Here is a 20,375-nt window from a genome sequence, read left to right as displayed (position 1 = left end):
ATTGTAATCGAAAATTCTGTCAGTTGCAATCGTCACTTCACGAATGAAAAGAAAAGGGGCACTCTGTTGTCCAGTCCCCCTTTTTCTGTGCTACTTTTGCGAGTAAATCAGTGTGGTGATCTTGCGTCCGTAAGTATTGGACGCGTCTTCTTCCAATCGGTATTCAATCTGGAAGTCTCCGTTTTTCGGGTCTAGGTAATGAGCTATTACCCAAAGGGCTTTCGAATTGTTTTCGTCTGCCTTGACCGATACTTTTACCGGTCCATTGTAGGAGGGCACTTGCTCCAGCTTTGCCATGCTTTTGAGCGCATCGTCTGTAAAGAGCGCAGATAGCTGCTTCTGATTTTTTGTTTCGTACGCCAAATTCGCTGCTCGTAAATACACCTGCGCGATGTGCTGCTGATTCGCAGGCGAACCCCGGAACTGTGAAGCTACATCTATCCGGTAATAATCGATCAGTCGATCCATGACAACGACGTATTCCGCACGTGTCAGGATCTTGTTCGGAGAAAAGGTCTTGTCCGTGTGAAACAGATTGAATTCCCGGATAGCCAGTGGGTACGGTGAATATGTATCCCGATAGAATCGGTCGCGTTTCCATTCGTAATGGCTGTTAAAGAAAGAGACTGCATCCTGTGGTTTAATATTGGCTGTACGGAATTTTTGCGGTGCCAGCATGTGAAATAGTATCAAGCTGGCCTCTTCTCTCGTCAATGGCCACTGCATCCCGGCACTGGACATCCACCAGTCCGGATTTTCCTTCTCTTGCTTTTTCATCAGGTGCCCGGTTTCAGCCAAATATAGATAGTACAGCATCCGGTCTCCGGGATCAAACTTGCCCAGATCGTCCGTTTCGATTTTCATCATGGTCTTCAGATTGCTCAGCAGTTGATCTACTTCCCCCCGGAGTAGATAGCGATGATCCAGGTTTGGCTTACGTTCTGGCTTTTCTATCGGACCATATACCGTTTCAAATACGCGATTCAGCATAGCCAAAGCTTCGCCTCGAGTAATCGGCTTGTTTGGGTAAAAAGGCTGATATCCCTTCCTCTTTACGATGCCCAGATCCGCCATTTCGTCGATGTGCTCACGCGCCCAATGTCCCTGTATGTCCGTATACATGCCAGGTGCAGCCGCATTCGCACTCCCTGAAAAAACGCTTTGCACCACTAGCAGTGCCAAGAGAAAAACGATTGCAAAACGTTTTACCATGACTTACGATAACTCCTTTCTTTCCATGATCATTCCTTACTCCCTTTTTTTGGAATTCGCCCCCAGTAGCATCCATTCCTGCCCTATTGGTCTATTTTCCTGGGTCTGATCTCTCTCTTTCTTGTATCGGGAGGAAAACGGAACTTTGTTATACTTTTTCAAAACAAATGAAAAAGAGCCGCACTTTTTATGAGCGGCCCAATTATATCCTTTTTCTCTATGCGCTGACTATCCTTCAATCTGCTCTAACCAGCCTGATCCCTTGGTCACGAGCAGCCGATATAAGAAAATGTTGATGAGAGTGAACAGGACGATAATCCCAAGAGAGGTCCCTGTCATGGATATCCCTAAAGAAAAACTGGCGAGGACGACTAGGCCTCCTGCCATAAGGCCTAATTACCAGTGGGAAAAGAAAAAAAGCCGTCGGTTATCCCTACGGCTCTCATAATTTAGTCTTGTGGTACAAAACTGCCATCACGCAGCATAGTCAATTCACCCATGATGAATGCTAAATCTTCGCTTTCGCCGAACTTGCCACTTTCCTCCAACGCTTCCAAACGACGCAGAAGCATGTTGGCAAAGTCTTGAATCTGTACCGGATGTGCCTCCATGTCAGCCTCATCCAAAATTTCAAAACTAGTCAAGGCTTCCAAGTGGGTCACGATACGGAAACCGCCGATTTCCCCGAGAAACTCTTGCTTGTTCATTTTTGATTTCTCCAATTTTTGCAGCATGGACAAAATATCATTCGCTACCACGCTCGGAAAAGCAACCTGATAAAAGTTGCGATTTTTCGCTTCCTCGGTTTTGATAATCAGAACATCAATACCGTCCAGCTTCTTCGCTTTTTTGCCAAACCCAAACATATATTCCACCTCAATCGTTCGATCTGTCCAACTCTCTCCATGATAGACATAATCCGAGAGTCAGACAACCCCTATCCATATATTAACTGGGCTATTTGTCTTTTTTGACACACACGCTAACGTTATACGACTGCTCCCAAGTGAGGTGTGCCATGAAAATCAACTGGAAAAACTGGATGTTTATTCTCGCTCTCTCTTTGCTCGTCACAGGATGCATGACGCAAGTAAAGCAGGAGCAGGAAAAAAACAAGGCCAAAACACAGAGCAAGCCTGCCAAGCAGTCTGCCATCCAAAAGCTTGGCGATAACAAAATGGATGTCGTCCTCTTTTTGAAGCAAGCCGAGCATCAACTGGAAAATGTATATTATGCTGCTGCGGACAATGGGAAGGGAAAAACTGTGTTTGAGGATGGTCTTGTCTTTCGCGAATTGCCTGAGCGCTTCGACAGTAAAGACAAGATAACGGATTACTTCGGTCGTTTTTGGAGTCGCCCAATGGCAGAAGCCATGTACGACAACATGACAACCAAGCTGGTAAAGGAAAAACTATACGTAGCAATCCCCCGTGTCGACTATCCGACTTTGATCTCGGTTCGAAACACGACTGTCCAAAAAAGCAATGGAGAACTCAGTGTGACCGTGGAAGATGCAACCGATTCCTCCTTTGCTTCTGACCGCACGCTTCGCTACCGACTCGTGCGCGATCAAAAGAGCAAACGGTTCGAAATCAAATCACGGATGGGCGCTTACGGGAATGAACAATTTCAATAAGCCTCTTGACATTTCTGGCGGACCAAGCGAATAATAGTGAATTAATAAGCACATAGTGAGCGGCAATGACGGGGAATAGTAAAACCGCCCTTCAGGTCCAGAGAGCGAAATCCACCGGCTGAGAGGTTTCGTCCTTGAATCGGTTTGAACCCACCCCAGAGCATCCAGGGAAGACCTGGACAGGTTTCTTTCACCTGTTATCAAAGAAAGAGAGCCGGGCGTTTCTTGGCTGAAGTATGCCTTCAGTCCAAAACGTCAAATAAGGTGGTACCGCGTGAGGTTATCAAGCCCTTTCGTCCTTATCAAAGAGACGAGAGGGCTTTTTTGTATGCAAGAAGGGGGTTTTACGCATGAAAAAGGGGAAATTGCGTTTGGTAGTAAAGGTGGGGAGCAGTTCGATTGCAGCAGGTACAGGCGGTGTTGATCCGGCGAAAATGTCGCTGCTCGTCTCCGCTATCAGCCAATTGCGTGAAGCGGGTCATCAGGTTGTCTTAGTCTCCTCGGGAGCTGTCGCCAGCGGCTATCAAAGTCTCGGCTATCAGCAGCGACCGCGATCCTTGGCAGCCAAGCAGGCAGCCGCGGCCATCGGGCAGAGCTTGTTGATGCAAACCTATACGCAAATGTTCGGCGCCCATAACTTCAGCGTGGCGCAAATCTTGCTGACACGCGGTGACTTTTCTCACAAGGAACGGTATCAGCACGCATTCTCCACGTTGTCACTGCTATTGGATAAAAACATTTTGCCAATCATCAACGAAAACGACACGGTATCCGTAGCGGAATTGACCTTCGGAGACAATGATATGCTTGGTTCTCTCGTCGCTGGTCTCGTCCATGCCGATTTGTACATGATCCTGACTGATACGAATGGCTTGTACGACAAAGACCCGCGTTATCATGCGGATGCCAAACACATGGGCTGGCTCGAATGTGTGACGGACGAAATCGAGGCACTTGCAGGCGGAGCTTCCCAACTGGGAACAGGCGGTATGCGCTCCAAGCTGATCGCAGCCAAAACCGCCCAATCATTAGGAATTCCGAGCTTTATCGGAAAATTGACGAATACCACGGGTTTACTGGAGGTCCTCACTGGCAACGGGAATGGCACCTACGTCAACTACCATCCAGAAGCACCTACTACGAACGGCGTTCCTACACGCAAGCAATGGATTGCGCTTCACTCCCCTACCCGCGGAAAAATCACGGTTGATAGCGGTGCAGCGGAAGCGATTTTGGAAAACAGCAAAAGCTTGCTCTTGGCAGGTGTCCGCGATGTATCCGGTATGTTCGAGCAAGGTGAGGTAATCGAGGTTTACTGTGAGGGTACGTTGATCGGTCGCGGTATCAGCAGATTCACTGCAGCACAGTTAAGTGATTTTCTTTCCCCTGATAACGTAACGCGACACAGCGGTACTGTCATACATCGCGATGAATGGACGCCTGTCATCTAAACAATCCATGCAGATAGAAAAAGGAGTTGGAGAAACCATGGAAAGCTTGAAGGAAAAAGTGCATACACAAATGAGCCTGGCCAAACAGGCTTCACGAAAAATGGCAATACTCTCTCGCAAAGTAAAAGACCAGGTGCTCGTCGCAATCGGCAACCAGCTGCTGGCTGATGAGACTGTCATTCTCTCAGAAAACGCCAAGGACATCGCCCTCGCGGAAGCAGATGGTCAGCCTGCCTCCTATCTGGATCGTCTCCTGTTGACGCCGGAGCGAATTGCACAGCTCGTGGATAGCCTGACGCAACTGGTATCCCTCGATGATCCGGTCGGGGAACGGATCGACTCATGGACACGGCCAAACGGACTTTTCATCGAACAAATCCGCGTCCCTCTCGGTGTCATTGGAATGGTGTACGAAGCCAGACCGAACGTCACCGTAGACGCAGCAGCTATCGCTATCAAAACAGGCAATGCGATCGTCTTGCGTGGCAGCCACAGCGCTGTTCACAGCAATCTCGCATTGGTGACTAGCATTCGTCAAGCGCTCACTGCGACCGGACTTGACGCGGAAGCGGTGCAGTACTTGCCTTTTGCCGAACATGCCTCTGTCGATTACTTGTGCACCGCCAATGGTCTCGTCGATGTCATCATCCCTCGGGGTGGCGCAGGACTGATCCAGCGGGTTCTGCAAATCGCAAGCGTTCCTGTACTCGAAACAGGCGTTGGCAACTGCCACATTTATGTGGATGAAGCCGCTCAATATAACATGGCTGAAAGCATCGTGATCAATGCCAAAACAAGTCGGCCTGCCGTCTGCAATGCTGCCGAAACACTGCTCGTACACCGCAGCTGGCCACAGGAAAACCAACGTGCCTTGCTTCAAAAACTCCTGGCGAAGGGCGTTGAGCTCCGTGCTTGTGAGCGTACGATAGAGCTGCATTCCGACCTAGCCGCTCAATTGCACCATGCTACATCAGAGGACTGGGATACGGAATACTCTGCGCTGATTCTGGCGGTTCGCACTGTCGATAGCTTGGGCGAGGCCATTGACCATATTACAGCGCATACTTCCGGCCATTCCGAGGCAATCGTAACGGAAGATGAAATCACAGCCCGTCAGTTTTTGACTGCGATCGATGCCACAGCGGTGTATCACAACGCCTCTACCCGCTTTACAGATGGTGGAGAATTCGGCTTTGGTGCGGAGATCGGCATCAGCACGCAAAAGCTTCACGCTCGTGGGCCAATGGGCTTGCCAGCACTCACTTCTTACAAGTATGTCGTACGCGGAAACGGCCAAATTCGATAGTCCAAAGGGAGGGAATCACCATGAGTAACCAAACAACAGCGATTACAGAAGGGCGGATCGGCTTTCTCGGTGCAGGCTCGATCGTGGAGGCCATGCTTTCCGGTATCGTAAAGAAAGGCTTACTCCCTTCTGAGCGTATTTCCGTCACCAACCGCAACAACATGGAGCGTTTGGAGCAGTTGGCAAATGACTACGGGGTAACTGCTGCCCAGGACAAATTTGACGTAGTCCGCTCTTCCGATATTTTGATTTTGGCCATCAAGCCGAAGGATGCAGCAGAGGCTTTGCAGGATTTACGTGGGGTCGTTCGTTCTGACCAATTGATCATTTCGGTGGTCGCTGGCGTCTCTACCAGCTTGATCGGAGAGTGGGTCGGTGCAGAGTGCCCGATCATCCGCACAATGCCCAATACATCGTCTGCGGTTGGTCTGTCTGCTACAGGAATGTGCGCGAATCCTTTTGTCCAGGAAGAGCACCGCGAACTGGCTACCAAACTTTTCGAAGCAATTGGCACCGTATATGAAGTCGCCGAGGAAGAGCTGGATATCATTACTGGATTGTCTGGAAGCGGTCCTGCTTACATTTACTATTTGGTCGAAGCCATGATGGGGGCGGGTGCCACAGCGGGACTGGATCGGGAAATGGCACGCCAATTAACACTGCAAACCGTGATTGGCGCGGCACATATGCTGCTCGATACACGCGAAGAGCCTTCCATTCTCCGCCAAAAAGTAACGAGTCCGGGTGGAACGACCCAGGCAGGACTGGAAGTATTGGAAGCCTATCAATTCCAGGAAGCCGTCACTGCAGCCATTCTTCGTGCTGCGGAAAGATCGCGGGAGATGGGGGCACAATATCAGTAAAGTCGTTTTGTCCCCCTTCCTTGTCATGTATAATAAAAAAGATCAAGCATAGTCGAGAAAAATGACGAAGGAGGTCCCATGGAAATTTACGCCTTGTACGGCACCAGTGGAACAGGAAAAAGCACCAGTGCATTAGAACTTGCTCACCGAATGAACATCGACGCCATTATTGATGATGGCATCCTGATTTACCAGGGACGCAAGGTGGCCGGAACCTCTGCCAAATATGAGAAGACAAAAATTCAGGCGGTAAAACGAGCTATTTTTCATTATAAGGAGCACGCTGAAGAAGTCCGACAAAGTCTTGGCGAGATTCAACCAAGCCGACTACTCGTATTAGGAACTTCGCAGCGGATGATTGGTCGTATCGTCGAAGCCCTGCATTTGCCTTTTCAGGTGGACTTCATCCCGATTGAATCCATCAAGCCTCCTCAGGAAATCGAGGCTGCCCGCTACGTAAGGGAAACAATGGGCAAGCACACAATACCGATTCCGCGTGTGGAAGTAGAAAAAGATTTTCTCCAGCTCCTCATTTCTTCTGCCCAACAGATTTTCAGCTCGAAAAAAGAAGTCATTGGGGAAACAACCGTGGTTCATCCTCCGTTTTCAGGCGGACGCATCATGATTCATCCTCAGGTGTTACGAAAAATCGTGCAAGCGGCCTGCGACCAGTTTGACGAGGTCCATCATGTGGTCAAAATCGTCTCCAGCTTTGAGGATTTGCCTCGGTTTCAGGTTTCGATTGCTCTTAAACTGCCTTACCTGACAAATATTCCAGCACTTATCTATGCACTTCAATCTACGTTGTACAAAGAAGCTCAATATTGTCTCAATATCGCTCCTGCCAGCATCGACATCGTCGTTTCTTCCTTGGAGCTATCCTGATCCGGTCCTTTGCGACCGGATTTTTTTTGGCTGCAATCCTCAGGGGTTACATCCTCACTTGTTGCTTATCCTATACATGATTCCATCTGAAAGGAGCAACCCGATGCCATCCATCCTGCCTTCCAAGCCCTTTACACAAGCACCGATTCCCGAACCTCCCAAGGTCATCTCGACGAAGGACTTGAGCTACCTCAAGGATGCTTTGTCATGGGAACTGATCGCTTTCAAAAAGCTGCATGCTTTCGCACAGCAGGCTACTGATCCTCAGGTCAAGCAATGTCTGGAGCAGCAAGGACAAATGCACCAGCGACACTACCAAAAACTGCTGAGTCACCTGCAAAACAACAACACCGCAGTAATGGCGACCCTTCCGCAGACACAGTCCCAGCAACAGCAACAGCAATCCCAACCACAACATCAAATGCAATAAGGGAGGAATCGGGATGCCAAACCAAAACCAGATCGCCAATCCGCAATCCGGTCAGCTGCCACAAGTAAAAGGTCCGCAAATGAACGATCGTGACTACCTCAACGACTGTCTGGCTACCTGCAAATACTTGACAGATAACTTTAACGTCGCCGTTCGTGAAGCCAGCCATCAGCAGCTTTATGATGACATGCTGCAAATTTTGAATGAAACCCATCAGTCAGCACGCGATGCTTTCAATCTCATGTTCCAAAAGGGATGGTACAAGCTGGAAGCTGCCCAGCAGCAACAACTGCAACAAGCTTATCAGCAGTATAGCGGGTACTCCACGCAGTTCCCCTACCACTGAAATAACGGAAGACACCTGACATAACACAGGTGTCTTCTTCTCATTATCTCCTGCCACGCAGAAGGTGTGATAATACAAACAGCGCCTTTTCCATGTCGGCTTCCTCTGCGTACACGTAGGACAAGCGAAGATGATGACTATCCGTATGATCATAAACAAAGCCGGGGTTTAACAGGACACCTTTTGCCAGTGCTTCTGTAAAAAGCTTGCGCATCGAAACCGCCTGATGCAGACGCAGCCAAATATAAAAACCGCCATGTGGAATACGCCAATCTGCCAAATCGTCAAACCAGCGGGCAAGCCATTCACACATCCTGTCCCTTCTGTGTCGCAGTGCCGCTCTTAGCTGATCCAGATGCCGGGAATATCTCCCGCTTGTGAGCCATTCTGTCGCCACCCATTGGGAAATAGCACTCGCTCCGTAGTCCGTTTGCATTTTCACATCCGCGAGGCGTTCAATGACAGGCTCTGGCCCTACAATCCAGCCAATCCGCAGCCCCGGACTGAGTGTTTTGGACAAGCTGCCCAAATACAAGACTAACCCGCTCTGATCCCTCGCCTTCAACGGCAAGGCCCCCGGCTCGTCTAACCACAATTCTCCATAAACATCGTCTTCCAATACAGGCAGTCTCTCCCGCTCACAGGCAGCCAGGACTTGCTCCCTTCGATTCTCTGACAGGCTAATCCCCGTCGGATTGTGGTAAGCCGAAATCGTATAGAGCAGTGCCGCGTTATGCGCCTGTTTTTGTCTCGCTAACACTTGGGGAGAGATTCCTTCCGCATCCATCGGCACACCAACCAGACGCATTCCCGAGGATTGAAACAAAGGCAGTGAGAATAAATACGAAGGCTGTTCGAGCAAGATGGCAGATCCACGGTGAAGGATGCCAATCGATATCAACTGCAAAGCTTGAAGGGCCCCCGAAACGATCAAAATAGAAGCCGGAGAAGCTTCGATCCCCCTGCTCCGCAAATGATCGCTGATCGCCTGGCGCAAAGGCAACAGCCCTTTTGGCTCCGAATATCCGAGATGAGTCATTCTGCCCTGCAAGCTAGCCATGACCTCTTCCATCTCCGCAACTGGAATCAAGCTCGGCGAAAGCTCCCCTGTCCCCAAGCGAATGTACCTCGGGTCTGGCTCATAACGATTGATATCCTGAATCGTCGGCGAGTTGGGGAGATGCGCCCCTGCCTGAACGTAGCCTAGCCAATTGGGTGGAGGGGCGGTCGTCAATAAGGACCACGTGTTGTTGCTAACGACGGAGCCACTGCCTACTGTCGCTTCAATGAATCCATCCGCTTTTAGCTCTTCCAACGCCGTCACCACCGTACTGCGGTTTACATCAAAGGCTTGCGCTAACGCTCTTTGTGTTGGCAATTTACTATTGATCGGCCATTCACCGCCTGCGATTTTCCCCTTAATATAAGCCACGATCTGCGCGTAGATCGGGATGTCAGATGATTTGTCAGGCTTCCAGTCTATCGTCAGCACAGGCACATTCCTCCTCGTTTTATCATTGTACAAATTGGTTGGTTTGGATGTAAACCAATTGGCTGGAGACAACGGATTCACAACCGTGAATAATGACAGTAATGCAGATGGCCTTTGCATCGAGAGAGAAACGGGGAGGAAATGATCATGCTGGAAGCGATTTTGCACGGTTTTGTGCTTGCTTTTGGACTTATTTTACCGCTCGGCGCACAAAATGTTTTCGTTTTTAATCAGGGGGCTCTACAACCTACATTACTTCGCGCCATGCCTGTCGTACTGACTGCGGCACTCTGTGATACGCTGCTCATTTTATTGGCGGTATTGGGAGTCTCTTTGGTCGTATTGACAGTCACATGGCTGAAAACGGTTCTGTATATCGTCGGCTTCTTCTTTTTGGTGTACATGGGGTATTTAACTTGGCGCAGCCGTCCAAATACGGAGGATGAAGAAAAAGAGCGCTTTTCAGCCAAAAAACAGATCATGTTTGCTGCCTCTGTCTCCCTGTTGAACCCGCATGCGATTCTCGATACGATCGGCGTGATCGGCACCAGTTCACTCAGTTATACCGGAACAGAAAAATGGGGCTTTACGTTTGCCTGTATCCTCGTATCCTGCCTCTGGTTTTTTGGCCTTTCCGTAGCTGGTCGCACGGCAGGACGATTGGACCGTTCTGGAAAATTGCAGCGCGGCCTCAACATGGTTTCAGCTGTGATTATGTGGGGAGTGGCCGCCTATATGGCAGCCCAATTACTCTTAACGTAAAGAGTTAGTGAAAAAGTGCATAATCCCCACCTCCTCCACTCAAAATACTCCTATTCGGGTTTTTGAAGTGGAGGTTTGTTTATGCTTTTTACCAAATCGGACGCACTCTTGGATGATTTGTATGAGATTGCGAAAAATGTACATCAAACAGCGATCTATTTTAATGAATACAAGATTACTTCATTAGAGACTGTCAAAACCTTTTCTACAGAGATGAAGGAGTACGAAACAAAAGGCGACAAGCTTATCCATGAAATCATCGTGCAAATCAACAAAACATTTATTACCGCCATCGAGCGTGAGGACGTCCTGGACCTTGCCGTCAAGCTGGATGATGTGCTGGATGGATTGGAGTTTTGCGCTTCGAGGCTCTATATGTACGACATCATAGAAGCAGATGAAACGATGGTGAGATTCGGTCAACTCATCGAAGACGCTACCAAGCAAATTCTTCTCGCCATCGAACTACTCCAAAAGCAAAAGCTGGCCGATATGAAGGAGTACATCATCCGCATTAACGATTTGGAAAGCGAAGGGGATGAATTGGTGAGGGGGAGCATCAGGCAATTGTTCAAGACCTCAAGCGATCCGATTCACATCATGCAGCTCAAAGAGGTTTACGAAGTGCTGGAAGATGTCATGGATCATTGCGAGGATGTCGCCGATGCGATGGAATCCGTGATCATGGGCAACTCTTAAACCAAGGAGACCTACTTTCATGCATACGAGCCTTCCTCTTGTTATTGCGGTTATTATCCTGGCTGTTTCCTTTGACTTTATCAACGGATTTCATGATACAGCCAATGCCATTGCAACCACCGTATCCACCAAAGCTCTCCCGCCTAAGATTGCCATTGGCCTGGCGGCTATCATGAATTTTATCGGTGCCCTGACATTTACCGGGGTCGCGAAAACAATCGGTGGAGATATCGCCGATCCAGCCAAGTTGGAATTCGGTGTGCTTGTGGTCATGGCTGCTCTCCTGGCTGCGATCCTTTGGAATTTGATTACGTGGTGGTACGGTATCCCCAGCAGTTCGTCTCACGCTCTCATCGGCTCACTCGTAGGTGCTGTCCTCGCTTCCGCCGGGAGCGCGCAGATCAATTGGGCTGGTTTTTTAAAAATATTCCAGGCGCTCATTTTGTCACCGGTTATCGCGCTGGTTGCCGCTTATCTCATGATGAATTTGGTCTATTTCATTTTCAGTCGGGTCATGGTTCCCCCCACCAAGGTCAATCGGGGTTTTCGCCTCTTTCAAATTTTCACGGCGGCCCTGCAATCCTTTACGCATGGAACGAATGACGCACAGAAAGCGATGGGCATTATCGTGTTCGCGCTTGTAGCCGCAGACCTGCATGCAGATACGAGCACGATTCCTTTCTGGGTGCAGTTCATTTGTGCCCTCGCGATGGGATTGGGAACCTCTGTCGGAGGCTGGAAAATCATCAAGACGGTCGGGGGCAAAATCACCAAGATTGAACCGATTAATGGGGCCACTGCCGATCTCACCTCGTCTTCGATCATTTTTACCTTTACGCAGTTAGGCTTGCCTGTTAGCTCAACCCACGTCATCTCTTCCGGGATCATGGGGGTCGGTGCAGCCAAACGGCTAAAAAGCGTCAATTGGGGCGTTGCCAAACGCATCGTGATCACCTGGTTTATTACGCTTCCGATTTCTGCCTTGCTCGCTGCAGCAACGTATTTGTTGCTACACGTATTTATCTAAAAGCAAAAGGGACGAGTATCAGGCTCGCCCCTTTTTTCTTTTATCTTAATGGAAAGCCTAAGTAAGACTCTCCATTTTGTAAAGTAACCTCCAAGGAGTTTGGCTTCAGATGACTGACTATATACGCTCTATTTCCATCATTCCCTCTTCAACAAATTGGTCATCCCGCAACTTGTCCTGCACACCTGTCTTCCACTTTTCTTTTGTCAACAGCGATGCCAAATCCTCACCGAAGAGACCTTGAATAGCAACTCGTGCGGCAACAATCGTAGTATCTGAAAAACGATATTCGATTGTTTGCAAATTGTCTACCAGCGCAAAGGCTGACACGGAGTTATACAGCATCGCTTGCTTGAACAATTTTGCCTCGACATCGGTCGTCTTGTCCTCGTAATGGATCTCAATCGTAAACTTCTCCGGACGAAGCTGAAAGGTTCTCTTGAGCTGATCCAACGGCAGATGATTGAACATGACCAGATTCGAAGTAGCGCCCATGTATTTGTTTTTGTATGGCAAAATAGATTCCAAATCGTGAGTCAGCGGGCTTTGCTGAGCCAATTGATATTGCTCGGATTGAGCTTCGTTCTCCGGGATAATCATGATCTGAATGACCATGAACAGGACAACCCCGATAAGAACCAAGGCAAGCATGATTTTATTTCGCAATGACGTCACCTTCCCCTACATCGTAATTCAAAATAAGTCGCGGTATGGCGTGGAGCCACAGTGGTATAAGGATGGAGAGAAAAGGCAGCGCATATGAACAAATAGGCAGCCCGGTCGTTTTATTGTTTCACCTGGTACACCAGATAGGGTGCTGGCGTCCGTTTTCCGTTTAATTCCGGCCAAACATAGAGCAGTTCCAGTGAGGGACTATTCCCCTTGTTAGGCTCTGTAGATAACTCGCCTATCTCTGAAAAATTCCCTTCCAGGCCTACTACCTGTCTGCTGGTGCTATCCACCCAAACCTTATACTTGTGACTCTCCGCTAATGCTCCTTGTGTAATGGCAATGAAGTCTAGCCTGATTGCTGAGTCTTCCACCGCCGAGCCCTCCATTGCAAGCTGCGTGATTTGTCTTGGCAAATAGTACGCCAGTTTTTTGGCACCGATTTGGGCTGCTTCTGCTTGGGACAGATCCGAGGAAGTATGTGACTCCGTATTTGTTCTCATCCGATACGCCAGCAGTTGACCAGATTTCTTGGCAAACCTCGCAGTGAGATAAGTAGCATCTGTCATTTTCCACGTATATTCCATGTACGAGTCGTGTTCTTCTGTTGATAATGGACGGTTAACCTCTTCGATACCTACACCGAACTCTTTTTGGATCAGAGTGGCTATCTCCTCATCCGAGTTGGCCATGAGCAGCTTACCTTGTGCCTGAATCGGGATGAAGCTATAGCTACCAGTTGCTGCCACGCTCTGAAAGCGACGATCGAGGACTTCCCCGTTCAATGCATTGATATAGCCTGCAAAAGTCGCTACTTCTTCTTGCTTCAAACTGGCTGTCAGCCTTTGTACTGCTTCCTCTTTGGAAATTGCCTTTTCCGGGTTGGGGAATATCGAGAGATCCGCTTCTGCATCGAGATTCTCCTCAATGACCATACCCGCTGGTGATCCATCTGACTCCAAGTGAACCTTCACGACACTGTCGGCGAACGGTATACCGTTAATCACGCGTTGAAAAACAGCCGTATCTTTTTCCTGATGGTTAGAAGCGAGTTGATATTGCTTACTCTTATCGCCTAATTTCTGCTTCATATATTGCTCCACAGACAGCGTCGGCGTATTGCTTGCCGTGATTGCCGTTTTTGGGAGCGATTGTGATTGCGTAATGACACTCTGTTCTTTCTGTTTGGGCTGTTCTTTCACCTGGCTTATTTTCCGCTGCTCGGCAACAAGAGGAATATTCCTTTGCTCCGGTATGTCCTTCTCTTTTGCCAGTAAAGGCGCATTCTCTGCACGCTGCTCCGTACGTACACTGCTAGTCCCATCTGGTGCTTCTTTTCCGTCAGGCACAGCTACCAAGAGAGCCAGTACGACAGTTGCAGCTGCACCTCCTGTCATCGACAAGATACGGCCCACTTTTTTCCTCTGCTTCATCTGCCTTGCCTGTTTAACCAACGTCTGATCCAAATAGGTGACAAATTCCTGACGAGGGGGTGGGTCTTGCCTTCTTAACCCTCGCAGTTGGACCGTCAGCTTCTCATCCTCTAGCCCACTCATTTAGAAAGCCCCCTTCCTCCGTATCATCCATCATTTCTTTGACCAGCTTTAATGCCCGATGGGTGTTTACTTTCACCTTGGATTCCGATACACCCAGGATTTCTGCTGTCTCCTTGATGCTGTATTCCTCGATGCAGCGCAAAATCAGAACCAGACGATAATGGGGCGCTAGCTTTTGGATCGCTTGCTTCAGCTCACGAACGTTTTCCCTCTTGGTCAGGACGTTTTCCGGACTCCCTTCCTTGGTCGCCAGCTTCATCAGCCAGTTTTCTGAGAAAAAGGATTTGACCTTCTGCTTGCGATGCTGGTCGATCGCCGCATGCTTGGCAATGGAGAAGAGCCATGTTTTCAGAGTGACTCTGCCATCAAATCCGGCGAGCCCTTTTAACACTCTCGTAAAAACCTCCTGCGTCAAATCCTCGGCATCATTCTGGTTGCCGGTAAAATGGAGCAGAAAGTAGTAAACGTCCTGATAGTGAGCATGATAGATCGCGCTAATCCGCTGCTCGATATCCTCCTGCACGGGTTAGCCTCCTGTCTTAGTACGGATTGTAATGAATTTCACCTGTAGTAGTAAATTTGCCGGTTAGGGCATCAATTTCTCGGTGGTCTAGAGATATGGCTGTTCTGTACACCAGAATGGGTTGATAACTTGGGTTATCTGACAAAATATCGGCATCCGGTGTGAGATATTGCAGCTCCAGTGGACGCACTTTCAAGTATTCCTTTAGCCCCTGCTCATGTGATACAGCTTTTTTGGGGTCAGGCAGAATGAGTGGTTCCCAAGATACATCCTCCATATGCAGACCTTTCACCTCTCCCGTGATACGGTCTATTCTGATAAAAATCTCATCATCCAGAACGGGAATCCCTTCGTGCACATTTGCAAACTTGAAGCCCAGCACAGCACCTCTCTGTTGAAACTCTGCTGTCCCAATTGGCATCACTTCTTTTAAATGCTTTGGTCCGTACTTTTCCAGCGCAGCAATAGCTAGTTTCATCGATTCTTCTGGCGTTAGCCATTTCTTTCCGTTTGGATCTTCTTTAGGGAATTTTATTCCTCCCTTTCTCTTGTCAACCACACGGTAGCTCACGAATCGTCCTGTTTCTTCCTCCGTTTCAATTTCAGCATCAAAGTCTTTATTGATTTCATGTGTATATTTCTTACCTTTCGTATCTTCAGAAACGCCTTCTTTTATTTTTTCAGCTTTGCTCTCGATCCTAAAAGCAGCGAACATAGCTACTGCTTCCTCTGTCGTCTTTACGGTTACTTCCTTACCGACAGGATTCACTCTGACAATGGGGTTATATGCACTCCCCGAACCTTCATAATCAGGAACTTCCTTGCCTGTTTTGGCATCGATAAATTCCGAGAATTCCGATTTGTAGCGTAAGGTAGGAGAGCCATACAAGTATTTCTTCGTTTTCTCGTCCCATCTCTCTACTGGCTGTTTCAAATAAAAGAGCTTCAGGTGTTTGGCGAAGGCTTTTTCAGCCTGATCCTTGGATATGGCTTCCTTAGGATCAGCAAACTTCAAATCTTCGAGGGCTGGTGCATCATCGCCCCCGAGATCATATAAGCCTGACCCTTTCGATATGACTTCCCCCTTGCTGTTTACGGTTAGATTAACATTCACATTCAAATATGGAAGACCGTTTACCTGTTTAGTAAACAAAGCTTCATTTTGATCCGAATAATTAGGGTTATATTTGAAGCCACCCATATCTGCTCCGTACCATTGCTTCATAAAATCTGTTGTTTTGCTGACTACCTTGTCATGCTCAATCTTCGGCCTTCCTTCTTCGGGAAATTCCTCGTTGTAGCGAAAAGTATCGGGATTCCCTTGTTTATCCAAACTGAATTCAAAAGACGGTTTCTTCTTCTCCTTGGACGTTTGCAAGATGATGGTTATACGATTCGTTCCATCATTTTTTTCTAAAATCTTAAGCGTACTGTAAGAAAAATCGGCTAAATACGGCAGCCTTTCCTTTACCTTTTGGATTGCAAGCTCTACCTTCACTTTCCATTCAGGTGTAAGCTCCTTTGCCTTGCTCTCCTCCGCAAGCACTTGACCATTATTCGTCAGATGGATTGGCGTAGTAGCAAGTAGAGTTGCAGTTGTTACCGAAAAAATCACTTTATTCAGCTTTTTCATCATGTACATCCTCCCGTATTTTTTTCAACGTTAATTAATCGTAAGAAATAGCAAAAGGTTACAAAAAATACAAAATAAAAAAAGGCTGTTGAATCAATCATCAACAGTTGCGGCCATACAAAAGCTGATCATACCCGAAACGATTTTTTTCATACGTTTTTCCACCCCTTCTTCAATCGAATAGGGAAAAAGTGTTTATCCCCCTCACTCCGGGGACAGGATAATAGTAACTTCCCATGCTATGGTCCTCAAAGGAGTTGAAAGCAAAATGTCTCGTCACTGGTATCGGCAGCTTCGTTATCCACTCATCGCTCTGGCTGTGACATTAACGCTACTTTGGACACATCATCACCACCGCCTGCCCGCTTCGTACGCTGTCGCGACGCGGACACATACCGTTACGATTTCTAGCGCTGGCTTTGTGCCCAATCAATTGACTGCACACGAAGGAGAGCGCGTCTCGTTGATGATCGTCAACACCGATACGCGCCCTCACAATCTATCCATTCGTGATCTGAATCTTACATCCACAGAATTGAAGCCAACCCAATCGACTCTCTTACAGTTTTCAGCCGCCAAACGCGGTCGGTATCATTTCGTATCAGACGCACCTGGCTATCCGGAAACAGGCTTCCAAGGCATGCTCGTCATTGACTAGGCTTGCACTTCTTCGTCTGGTGAGATTTGCTTCCACCGTCCGAATTTTATCATGAGCAGAGGAATGATCCCGATCGTAGTGATGATTCCAAAAAACAAATAAATGGCTAGCACCGAAAACGAATCTTTCATCCACCCTGCTACTAAATTGCAAAACATCGAACCAAGCCCGCCTCCCACTGAAAAGAAGATGGCCAGCGCCGTCACCTGAAGGGATGCGGGCGTATTTTCGCGCACAAATTGGGCCGCTGTTGCCAAATAAAAACCTACTGAAATCCCCTGGACAAAGAACATGGCAATCACGGCAGTGGTACTTGGAGCTGAGCTATACCAGAACCAGCGCATTGCGCAAAAAATCGCAGATAGCAAGAGCGTCAGCTCCAATCCCCACCTGCGGACAATATAACCCGCCAGCTTCATAAAAGGAGCCTCACTGCCTGCAAACAACAAGAAGGCAAGACCAATTCCGGCAACGGTCCCTCCGATATCCTGATAAAACAGAGAAAACCAAATATTATTGGCGTTTACAGAACCCATCATGCAAAAGGATGAAATCAAAAACAACGCAAATCGCGGAATTCGGGCCAAATCCCTTATCCCCGCAAGCATACTGACACGAAACCGCGAAGCCTCTGTCACTTCTTCCGGAACCTTCTGAAGAAACAGAATGGCAAACAGAAACGCCAAGCAAAACGAGTAAAAAAGAACATGTGGCCCCCACTGCTCAACGAGAAGACCGGTGATGAACGCCGCTAACGCAAAGCCGATTGCTCCCCACAAGCGAATGTCGCCAAACTGAATGCCATGTCCCTTGGCATAACCGAGAGCCAAGCTATCTGAGATGGGAACGACGGCACTTTGAAAAAACGACAACAGGATGTAGAGCAAGAAGACGTAGACAAAGGTAGAGACACCCGTAAAGAGAAGTCCCACCAACCCGGTGATGGTCAATGTCAGAATCAGCACAGTTTTGCGAATTTGAAAGCGATCACAGATCATACCCCACATCGGCTGTGCCACAATGGAAACGATCGGCGCAACTGCACTGATGAGACCAATTTGGGTCCCGGTTAGATGGATGGATTCGTAGTATTGCGTAATGAGCGGAGCAAAAGCGCCAAGCCCGTAGTAAATAAAAAGATAAAGGGCGCAAAGACTTACGTATCTGCCTTTTGCGCCCCCCAGCCCGAAAGCGGAAAGTGATTCTGGCATATAACTCTCCTATTTTGAGGTTAGTTAACCGTGTAAGAAAACATAACACAGAGCATGCCTACATGATTTATTTTACCGTTGGCAATATTTTCGCCATGTTGACCGTCCGCTTCTTTTCCCATGTAGTCGGGTTGAACTCATCGAACTGCTCCAAGAAGGTGATGACTTCCTTCGTCAATGGAGTCGGCGTCGAAGCGCCAGAAGTAACCGCCACATTTTTCTTTCCACGCAGCCATTCAATGTCCAGCTCAGACAAATCAGCGATTCGATACGACGGGACATTCGCGATTTCTTCCGAGACCTGTGCCAAACGATTGGAGTTGTTGCTGCGCGGATCGCCTACGACGATGCACAAATCCGCTTCTCCTACTTGCTCCGCTACAGCTTCCTGACGAACCTGCGTAGCGAGACAAATTTCATTATGAACTTCCACGCCAGGAAAACGCTTAAGAATGGCGTCCATCAGATGTTTGACGTCCCATTGGCTCATTGTCGTCTGATTCGTGACGATCAGCTTGTTTGTTGGTAGATCGAGCGCGTCCAGCTCTTCCAGCTTTTGAACAAGATGCACGTGATCCGGCGCGATCCCCATAGCCCCCTCTGGCTCTGGATGTCCTTTTTTCCCGATGTAGAGCACATGATAGCCATCTGCTACTTTTTCACGGATCAAATCATGTGTCTTCGTTACATCCGGGCAAGTCGCATCGACGACGGTCAGGCCTTTATCGCGTGCTTTCTTGCGCACCTCAGGAGATACGCCATGGGCAGTGAAGATTACCGTTCCCTCATGAATCTGATCCAACAGAGCGAGCCGATCCTCCCCATCCAATGTTTTTATCCCTTGTTTTTCAAACGCCTCGACGACGTGAGCATTGTGTACGATCATGCCCAAGATATGAATCGGGCGGGGCAAGTCAAAGTTTTGCGCTGTTCGCAGTGCCAAGACCATGGCATCTACTACACCGTAACAATATCCACGGGGTGAAATCTTGATGACTTCCATCTTTACCCCTCCTACTTTTAATAATGCGTGAGTGAAAGAGATTTCACCCAGTATTATACCTTATTTGTCTCCTGCACGCTTCTGTTCATAAACCTTCAGATTATTGTAGACAACTTTTAAAAGCGGTGTGGACAAACCTTTTTGTTCTGCTCTCTCCAAGAGATAGCCTTGAAGATGATCCGCCTCCACCGGAAGACCTTTTTCCATGTCACGCAGCATGGACGATTTCGTTTGGGGACGCTGATTTTGGAAAGTCTCCATCTGCTTATCGACGATATCCGGCTTGATTGGTGCCTCCAAAGCGTTCATGACAGAAGCGATTTCATCTGCGAGCTGACGCGTCAGCTCTACGCCCCAAGCCGAATCCCGGATTGGTCCAACCGCGGAATTCATCAGTGTGGTAATACCGGAAAACGTCGCAATAAACAAGTATTTGTGCCAAGCTTCCCGTTGAATATTTGCGCTTGCACGTATCGTTCCGTTGATCTTGGAAAAGGCTTGCTCGATTCGCTCTACACGCTCGCTTTTTCCGCCTTCCCACTCACCGAAAACCGCATCATGAATAGGACTTGTCTGCACGACATCTCCGTCAGCATTCAGCGTCGTCTCAATGAAACAAAGACCCCCGAGCACGCGCTCCCGGCCAAAACGACCCCACAGCAGCTCCATATGCGCGATTCCGTTCAACAGCGGAATGACGACTGTGTCCTCGCCTACGTAAGGAGCAATGGCATCGACGCTATCTTCCAGCGTGTAAGCTTTGTTGGACAATAGCACAACATCAAATGGACCTGCTTCCTCACCCGCTTGGATCAGTTGCGGCTGCTCCAGAAGCAAATCCCCATGAATGCTCTGAATGCGCAAGCCTCGCTCTTGCAGCTGTTTGTATCTACGTTCGCGCACAAGAAATGTTACATCTATCCCCGATTCAACCAGCCTGCCACCAAAATAACCGCCAATGCCCCCCGCTCCCAGTACGAGAACCTTCATCTATATCGCCTCCGCGTTTATAA

21 protein-coding genes are annotated in these 20,375 nt (G+C 48.5%); 11 read left to right on the top strand and 10 right to left on the bottom strand.

Annotated elements, in window-relative coordinates; all coding sequences use genetic code 11:
- Nucleotides 1-90: 90 nt before the first annotated feature.
- Both FB479_RS20960 and FB479_RS20955 read right to left on the bottom strand, forming a co-directional pair.
- Nucleotides 91-1,212, bottom strand: a complete 1,122-nt coding sequence (locus FB479_RS20960; RefSeq protein WP_142066589.1) for an S-layer homology domain-containing protein — start codon at nucleotides 1,210-1,212, stop codon at nucleotides 91-93.
- Between the two features lie 449 nt (nucleotides 1,213-1,661).
- Nucleotides 1,662-2,078 carry a hypothetical protein gene (locus FB479_RS20955; RefSeq protein WP_142066588.1) on the bottom strand — a complete coding sequence of 139 codons (417 nt, stop codon included), beginning with the start codon at nucleotides 2,076-2,078 and terminating at the stop codon, nucleotides 1,662-1,664.
- A gap of 152 nt (nucleotides 2,079-2,230) precedes the next feature.
- Between FB479_RS20955 and FB479_RS20950 the strand changes: the two genes are divergently transcribed.
- From FB479_RS20950 to FB479_RS20920, 7 genes are all read left to right on the top strand, one after another.
- The gene (locus FB479_RS20950) at nucleotides 2,231-2,848 is read left to right on the top strand and encodes a hypothetical protein (protein ID WP_142066587.1); all 618 of its coding nucleotides are present in this window, start codon (nucleotides 2,231-2,233) and stop codon (nucleotides 2,846-2,848) included.
- A gap of 350 nt (nucleotides 2,849-3,198) precedes the next feature.
- A complete protein-coding gene (gene proB / locus FB479_RS20945; RefSeq protein ID WP_142066586.1) occupies nucleotides 3,199-4,299 on the top strand; it encodes a glutamate 5-kinase in 1,101 nt (366 codons plus the stop codon).
- Nucleotides 4,300-4,336: 37 nt separating this feature from the next.
- Nucleotides 4,337-5,605: a glutamate-5-semialdehyde dehydrogenase gene (locus FB479_RS20940; RefSeq protein WP_142066585.1), complete on the top strand. Its 1,269-nt coding sequence runs from the start codon at nucleotides 4,337-4,339 to the stop codon at nucleotides 5,603-5,605.
- A gap of 20 nt (nucleotides 5,606-5,625) precedes the next feature.
- Nucleotides 5,626-6,468, top strand: coding sequence for a pyrroline-5-carboxylate reductase (proC, locus tag FB479_RS20935; protein WP_142066584.1), 843 nt, complete (start codon nucleotides 5,626-5,628; stop codon nucleotides 6,466-6,468).
- 78 nt (nucleotides 6,469-6,546) lie between these two features.
- A complete protein-coding gene (locus FB479_RS20930; protein ID WP_142066583.1) occupies nucleotides 6,547-7,353 on the top strand; it encodes a hypothetical protein in 807 nt (268 codons plus the stop codon).
- A gap of 103 nt (nucleotides 7,354-7,456) precedes the next feature.
- Nucleotides 7,457-7,783, top strand: a complete 327-nt coding sequence (locus FB479_RS20925) for a ferritin-like domain-containing protein (protein ID WP_142066582.1) — start codon at nucleotides 7,457-7,459, stop codon at nucleotides 7,781-7,783.
- Between the two features lie 13 nt (nucleotides 7,784-7,796).
- Nucleotides 7,797-8,129, top strand: a complete 333-nt coding sequence (locus FB479_RS20920) for a spore coat protein (RefSeq protein ID WP_106656241.1) — start codon at nucleotides 7,797-7,799, stop codon at nucleotides 8,127-8,129.
- A gap of 43 nt (nucleotides 8,130-8,172) precedes the next feature.
- Here the strand turns inward: FB479_RS20920 and FB479_RS20915 are convergent, their stop codons facing one another.
- Nucleotides 8,173-9,621: an aminotransferase-like domain-containing protein gene (locus FB479_RS20915; RefSeq protein WP_142066581.1), complete on the bottom strand. Its 1,449-nt coding sequence runs from the start codon at nucleotides 9,619-9,621 to the stop codon at nucleotides 8,173-8,175.
- Nucleotides 9,622-9,768: 147 nt separating this feature from the next.
- Between FB479_RS20915 and FB479_RS20910 the strand changes: the two genes are divergently transcribed.
- From FB479_RS20910 to FB479_RS20900, 3 genes are all read left to right on the top strand, one after another.
- Nucleotides 9,769-10,383: a LysE/ArgO family amino acid transporter gene (locus FB479_RS20910; RefSeq protein ID WP_142066580.1), complete on the top strand. Its 615-nt coding sequence runs from the start codon at nucleotides 9,769-9,771 to the stop codon at nucleotides 10,381-10,383.
- An 81-nt stretch (nucleotides 10,384-10,464) separates the two neighbouring features.
- Nucleotides 10,465-11,082, top strand: coding sequence for a DUF47 domain-containing protein (locus FB479_RS20905; protein ID WP_106656238.1), 618 nt, complete (start codon nucleotides 10,465-10,467; stop codon nucleotides 11,080-11,082).
- A gap of 19 nt (nucleotides 11,083-11,101) precedes the next feature.
- Entirely contained in the window at nucleotides 11,102-12,109 is a 1,008-nt protein-coding gene (locus tag FB479_RS20900) for an inorganic phosphate transporter (protein WP_106656237.1), read from the top strand.
- Between the two features lie 117 nt (nucleotides 12,110-12,226).
- Here the strand turns inward: FB479_RS20900 and FB479_RS20895 are convergent, their stop codons facing one another.
- The 4 genes from FB479_RS20895 to FB479_RS20880 all read right to left on the bottom strand — a co-directional run bounded on the left by FB479_RS20895 (nucleotide 12,227) and on the right by FB479_RS20880 (nucleotide 16,493).
- Nucleotides 12,227-12,784, bottom strand: coding sequence for a DUF4825 domain-containing protein (locus FB479_RS20895; protein ID WP_142066579.1), 558 nt, complete (start codon nucleotides 12,782-12,784; stop codon nucleotides 12,227-12,229).
- Nucleotides 12,785-12,894: 110 nt separating this feature from the next.
- Complete coding sequence (locus tag FB479_RS20890; RefSeq protein WP_142066578.1) at nucleotides 12,895-14,334, bottom strand: hypothetical protein; 1,440 nt, start codon at nucleotides 14,332-14,334, stop codon at nucleotides 12,895-12,897.
- Nucleotides 14,315-14,857 (bottom strand): RNA polymerase sigma factor, encoded by a 543-nt coding sequence (locus FB479_RS20885; RefSeq protein ID WP_087343560.1) that lies wholly within the window; start codon nucleotides 14,855-14,857, stop codon nucleotides 14,315-14,317. Before FB479_RS20885 ends, FB479_RS20890 begins: the two co-directional genes overlap by 20 nt.
- A 16-nt stretch (nucleotides 14,858-14,873) precedes the next feature.
- The gene (locus tag FB479_RS20880) at nucleotides 14,874-16,493 is read right to left on the bottom strand and encodes a hypothetical protein (protein ID WP_142066577.1); all 1,620 of its coding nucleotides are present in this window, start codon (nucleotides 16,491-16,493) and stop codon (nucleotides 14,874-14,876) included.
- A gap of 265 nt (nucleotides 16,494-16,758) precedes the next feature.
- Here FB479_RS20880 and FB479_RS20875 point away from each other — a divergent pair, with 265 nt between their 5' ends.
- Nucleotides 16,759-17,148, top strand: a complete 390-nt coding sequence (locus tag FB479_RS20875) for a cupredoxin domain-containing protein (RefSeq protein ID WP_106656233.1) — start codon at nucleotides 16,759-16,761, stop codon at nucleotides 17,146-17,148.
- Here FB479_RS20875 and FB479_RS20870 read toward each other — a convergent pair.
- The 3 genes from FB479_RS20870 to FB479_RS20860 form a co-directional block, all read right to left on the bottom strand.
- Nucleotides 17,145-18,359, bottom strand: a complete 1,215-nt coding sequence (locus FB479_RS20870) for an MFS transporter (RefSeq protein ID WP_142066576.1) — start codon at nucleotides 18,357-18,359, stop codon at nucleotides 17,145-17,147. The genes FB479_RS20875 and FB479_RS20870 overlap by 4 nt on opposite strands.
- A gap of 67 nt (nucleotides 18,360-18,426) precedes the next feature.
- Nucleotides 18,427-19,362 carry a 4-hydroxy-3-methylbut-2-enyl diphosphate reductase gene (locus tag FB479_RS20865; RefSeq protein WP_142066575.1) on the bottom strand — a complete coding sequence of 312 codons (936 nt, stop codon included), beginning with the start codon at nucleotides 19,360-19,362 and terminating at the stop codon, nucleotides 18,427-18,429.
- 60 nt (nucleotides 19,363-19,422) lie between these two features.
- A complete protein-coding gene (locus tag FB479_RS20860; RefSeq protein WP_142066574.1) occupies nucleotides 19,423-20,352 on the bottom strand; it encodes a ketopantoate reductase family protein in 930 nt (309 codons plus the stop codon).
- Between the last annotated feature and the right edge of the window lie 23 nt (nucleotides 20,353-20,375).

It is taken from the genome of Brevibacillus sp. AG162, from assembly GCF_006715575.1.
Classification (GTDB): domain Bacteria; phylum Bacillota; class Bacilli; order Brevibacillales; family Brevibacillaceae; genus Brevibacillus; species Brevibacillus brevis.
This window is presented reverse-complemented; position numbering and strand designations above follow the sequence as displayed.

Excerpts from the sequence above, each read along its gene's own strand:
- FB479_RS20960 (WP_142066589.1), bottom strand. The coding sequence starts at position 1,212 with ATGGTAAAACGTTTTGCAATCGTTTTTCTCTTGGCACTGCTAGTGGTG.
- FB479_RS20955 (WP_142066588.1), bottom strand. The coding sequence starts at position 2,078 with ATGTTTGGGTTTGGCAAAAAAGCGAAGAAGCTGGACGGTATTGATGTT.
- FB479_RS20950 (WP_142066587.1), top strand. The coding sequence starts at position 2,231 with ATGAAAATCAACTGGAAAAACTGGATGTTTATTCTCGCTCTCTCTTTG.
- proB (WP_142066586.1), top strand. The coding sequence starts at position 3,199 with ATGAAAAAGGGGAAATTGCGTTTGGTAGTAAAGGTGGGGAGCAGTTCG.
- FB479_RS20940 (WP_142066585.1), top strand. The coding sequence starts at position 4,337 with ATGGAAAGCTTGAAGGAAAAAGTGCATACACAAATGAGCCTGGCCAAA.
- proC (WP_142066584.1), top strand. The coding sequence starts at position 5,626 with ATGAGTAACCAAACAACAGCGATTACAGAAGGGCGGATCGGCTTTCTC.
- FB479_RS20930 (WP_142066583.1), top strand. The coding sequence starts at position 6,547 with ATGGAAATTTACGCCTTGTACGGCACCAGTGGAACAGGAAAAAGCACC.
- FB479_RS20925 (WP_142066582.1), top strand. The coding sequence starts at position 7,457 with ATGCCATCCATCCTGCCTTCCAAGCCCTTTACACAAGCACCGATTCCC.
- FB479_RS20920 (WP_106656241.1), top strand. The coding sequence starts at position 7,797 with ATGCCAAACCAAAACCAGATCGCCAATCCGCAATCCGGTCAGCTGCCA.
- FB479_RS20910 (WP_142066580.1), top strand. The coding sequence starts at position 9,769 with ATGCTGGAAGCGATTTTGCACGGTTTTGTGCTTGCTTTTGGACTTATT.
- FB479_RS20905 (WP_106656238.1), top strand. The coding sequence starts at position 10,465 with ATGCTTTTTACCAAATCGGACGCACTCTTGGATGATTTGTATGAGATT.
- FB479_RS20900 (WP_106656237.1), top strand. The coding sequence starts at position 11,102 with ATGCATACGAGCCTTCCTCTTGTTATTGCGGTTATTATCCTGGCTGTT.
- FB479_RS20890 (WP_142066578.1), bottom strand. The coding sequence starts at position 14,334 with ATGAGTGGGCTAGAGGATGAGAAGCTGACGGTCCAACTGCGAGGGTTA.
- FB479_RS20880 (WP_142066577.1), bottom strand. The coding sequence starts at position 16,493 with ATGATGAAAAAGCTGAATAAAGTGATTTTTTCGGTAACAACTGCAACT.
- FB479_RS20875 (WP_106656233.1), top strand. The coding sequence starts at position 16,759 with ATGTCTCGTCACTGGTATCGGCAGCTTCGTTATCCACTCATCGCTCTG.
- FB479_RS20870 (WP_142066576.1), bottom strand. The coding sequence starts at position 18,359 with ATGCCAGAATCACTTTCCGCTTTCGGGCTGGGGGGCGCAAAAGGCAGA.
- FB479_RS20865 (WP_142066575.1), bottom strand. The coding sequence starts at position 19,362 with ATGGAAGTCATCAAGATTTCACCCCGTGGATATTGTTACGGTGTAGTA.
- FB479_RS20860 (WP_142066574.1), bottom strand. The coding sequence starts at position 20,352 with ATGAAGGTTCTCGTACTGGGAGCGGGGGGCATTGGCGGTTATTTTGGT.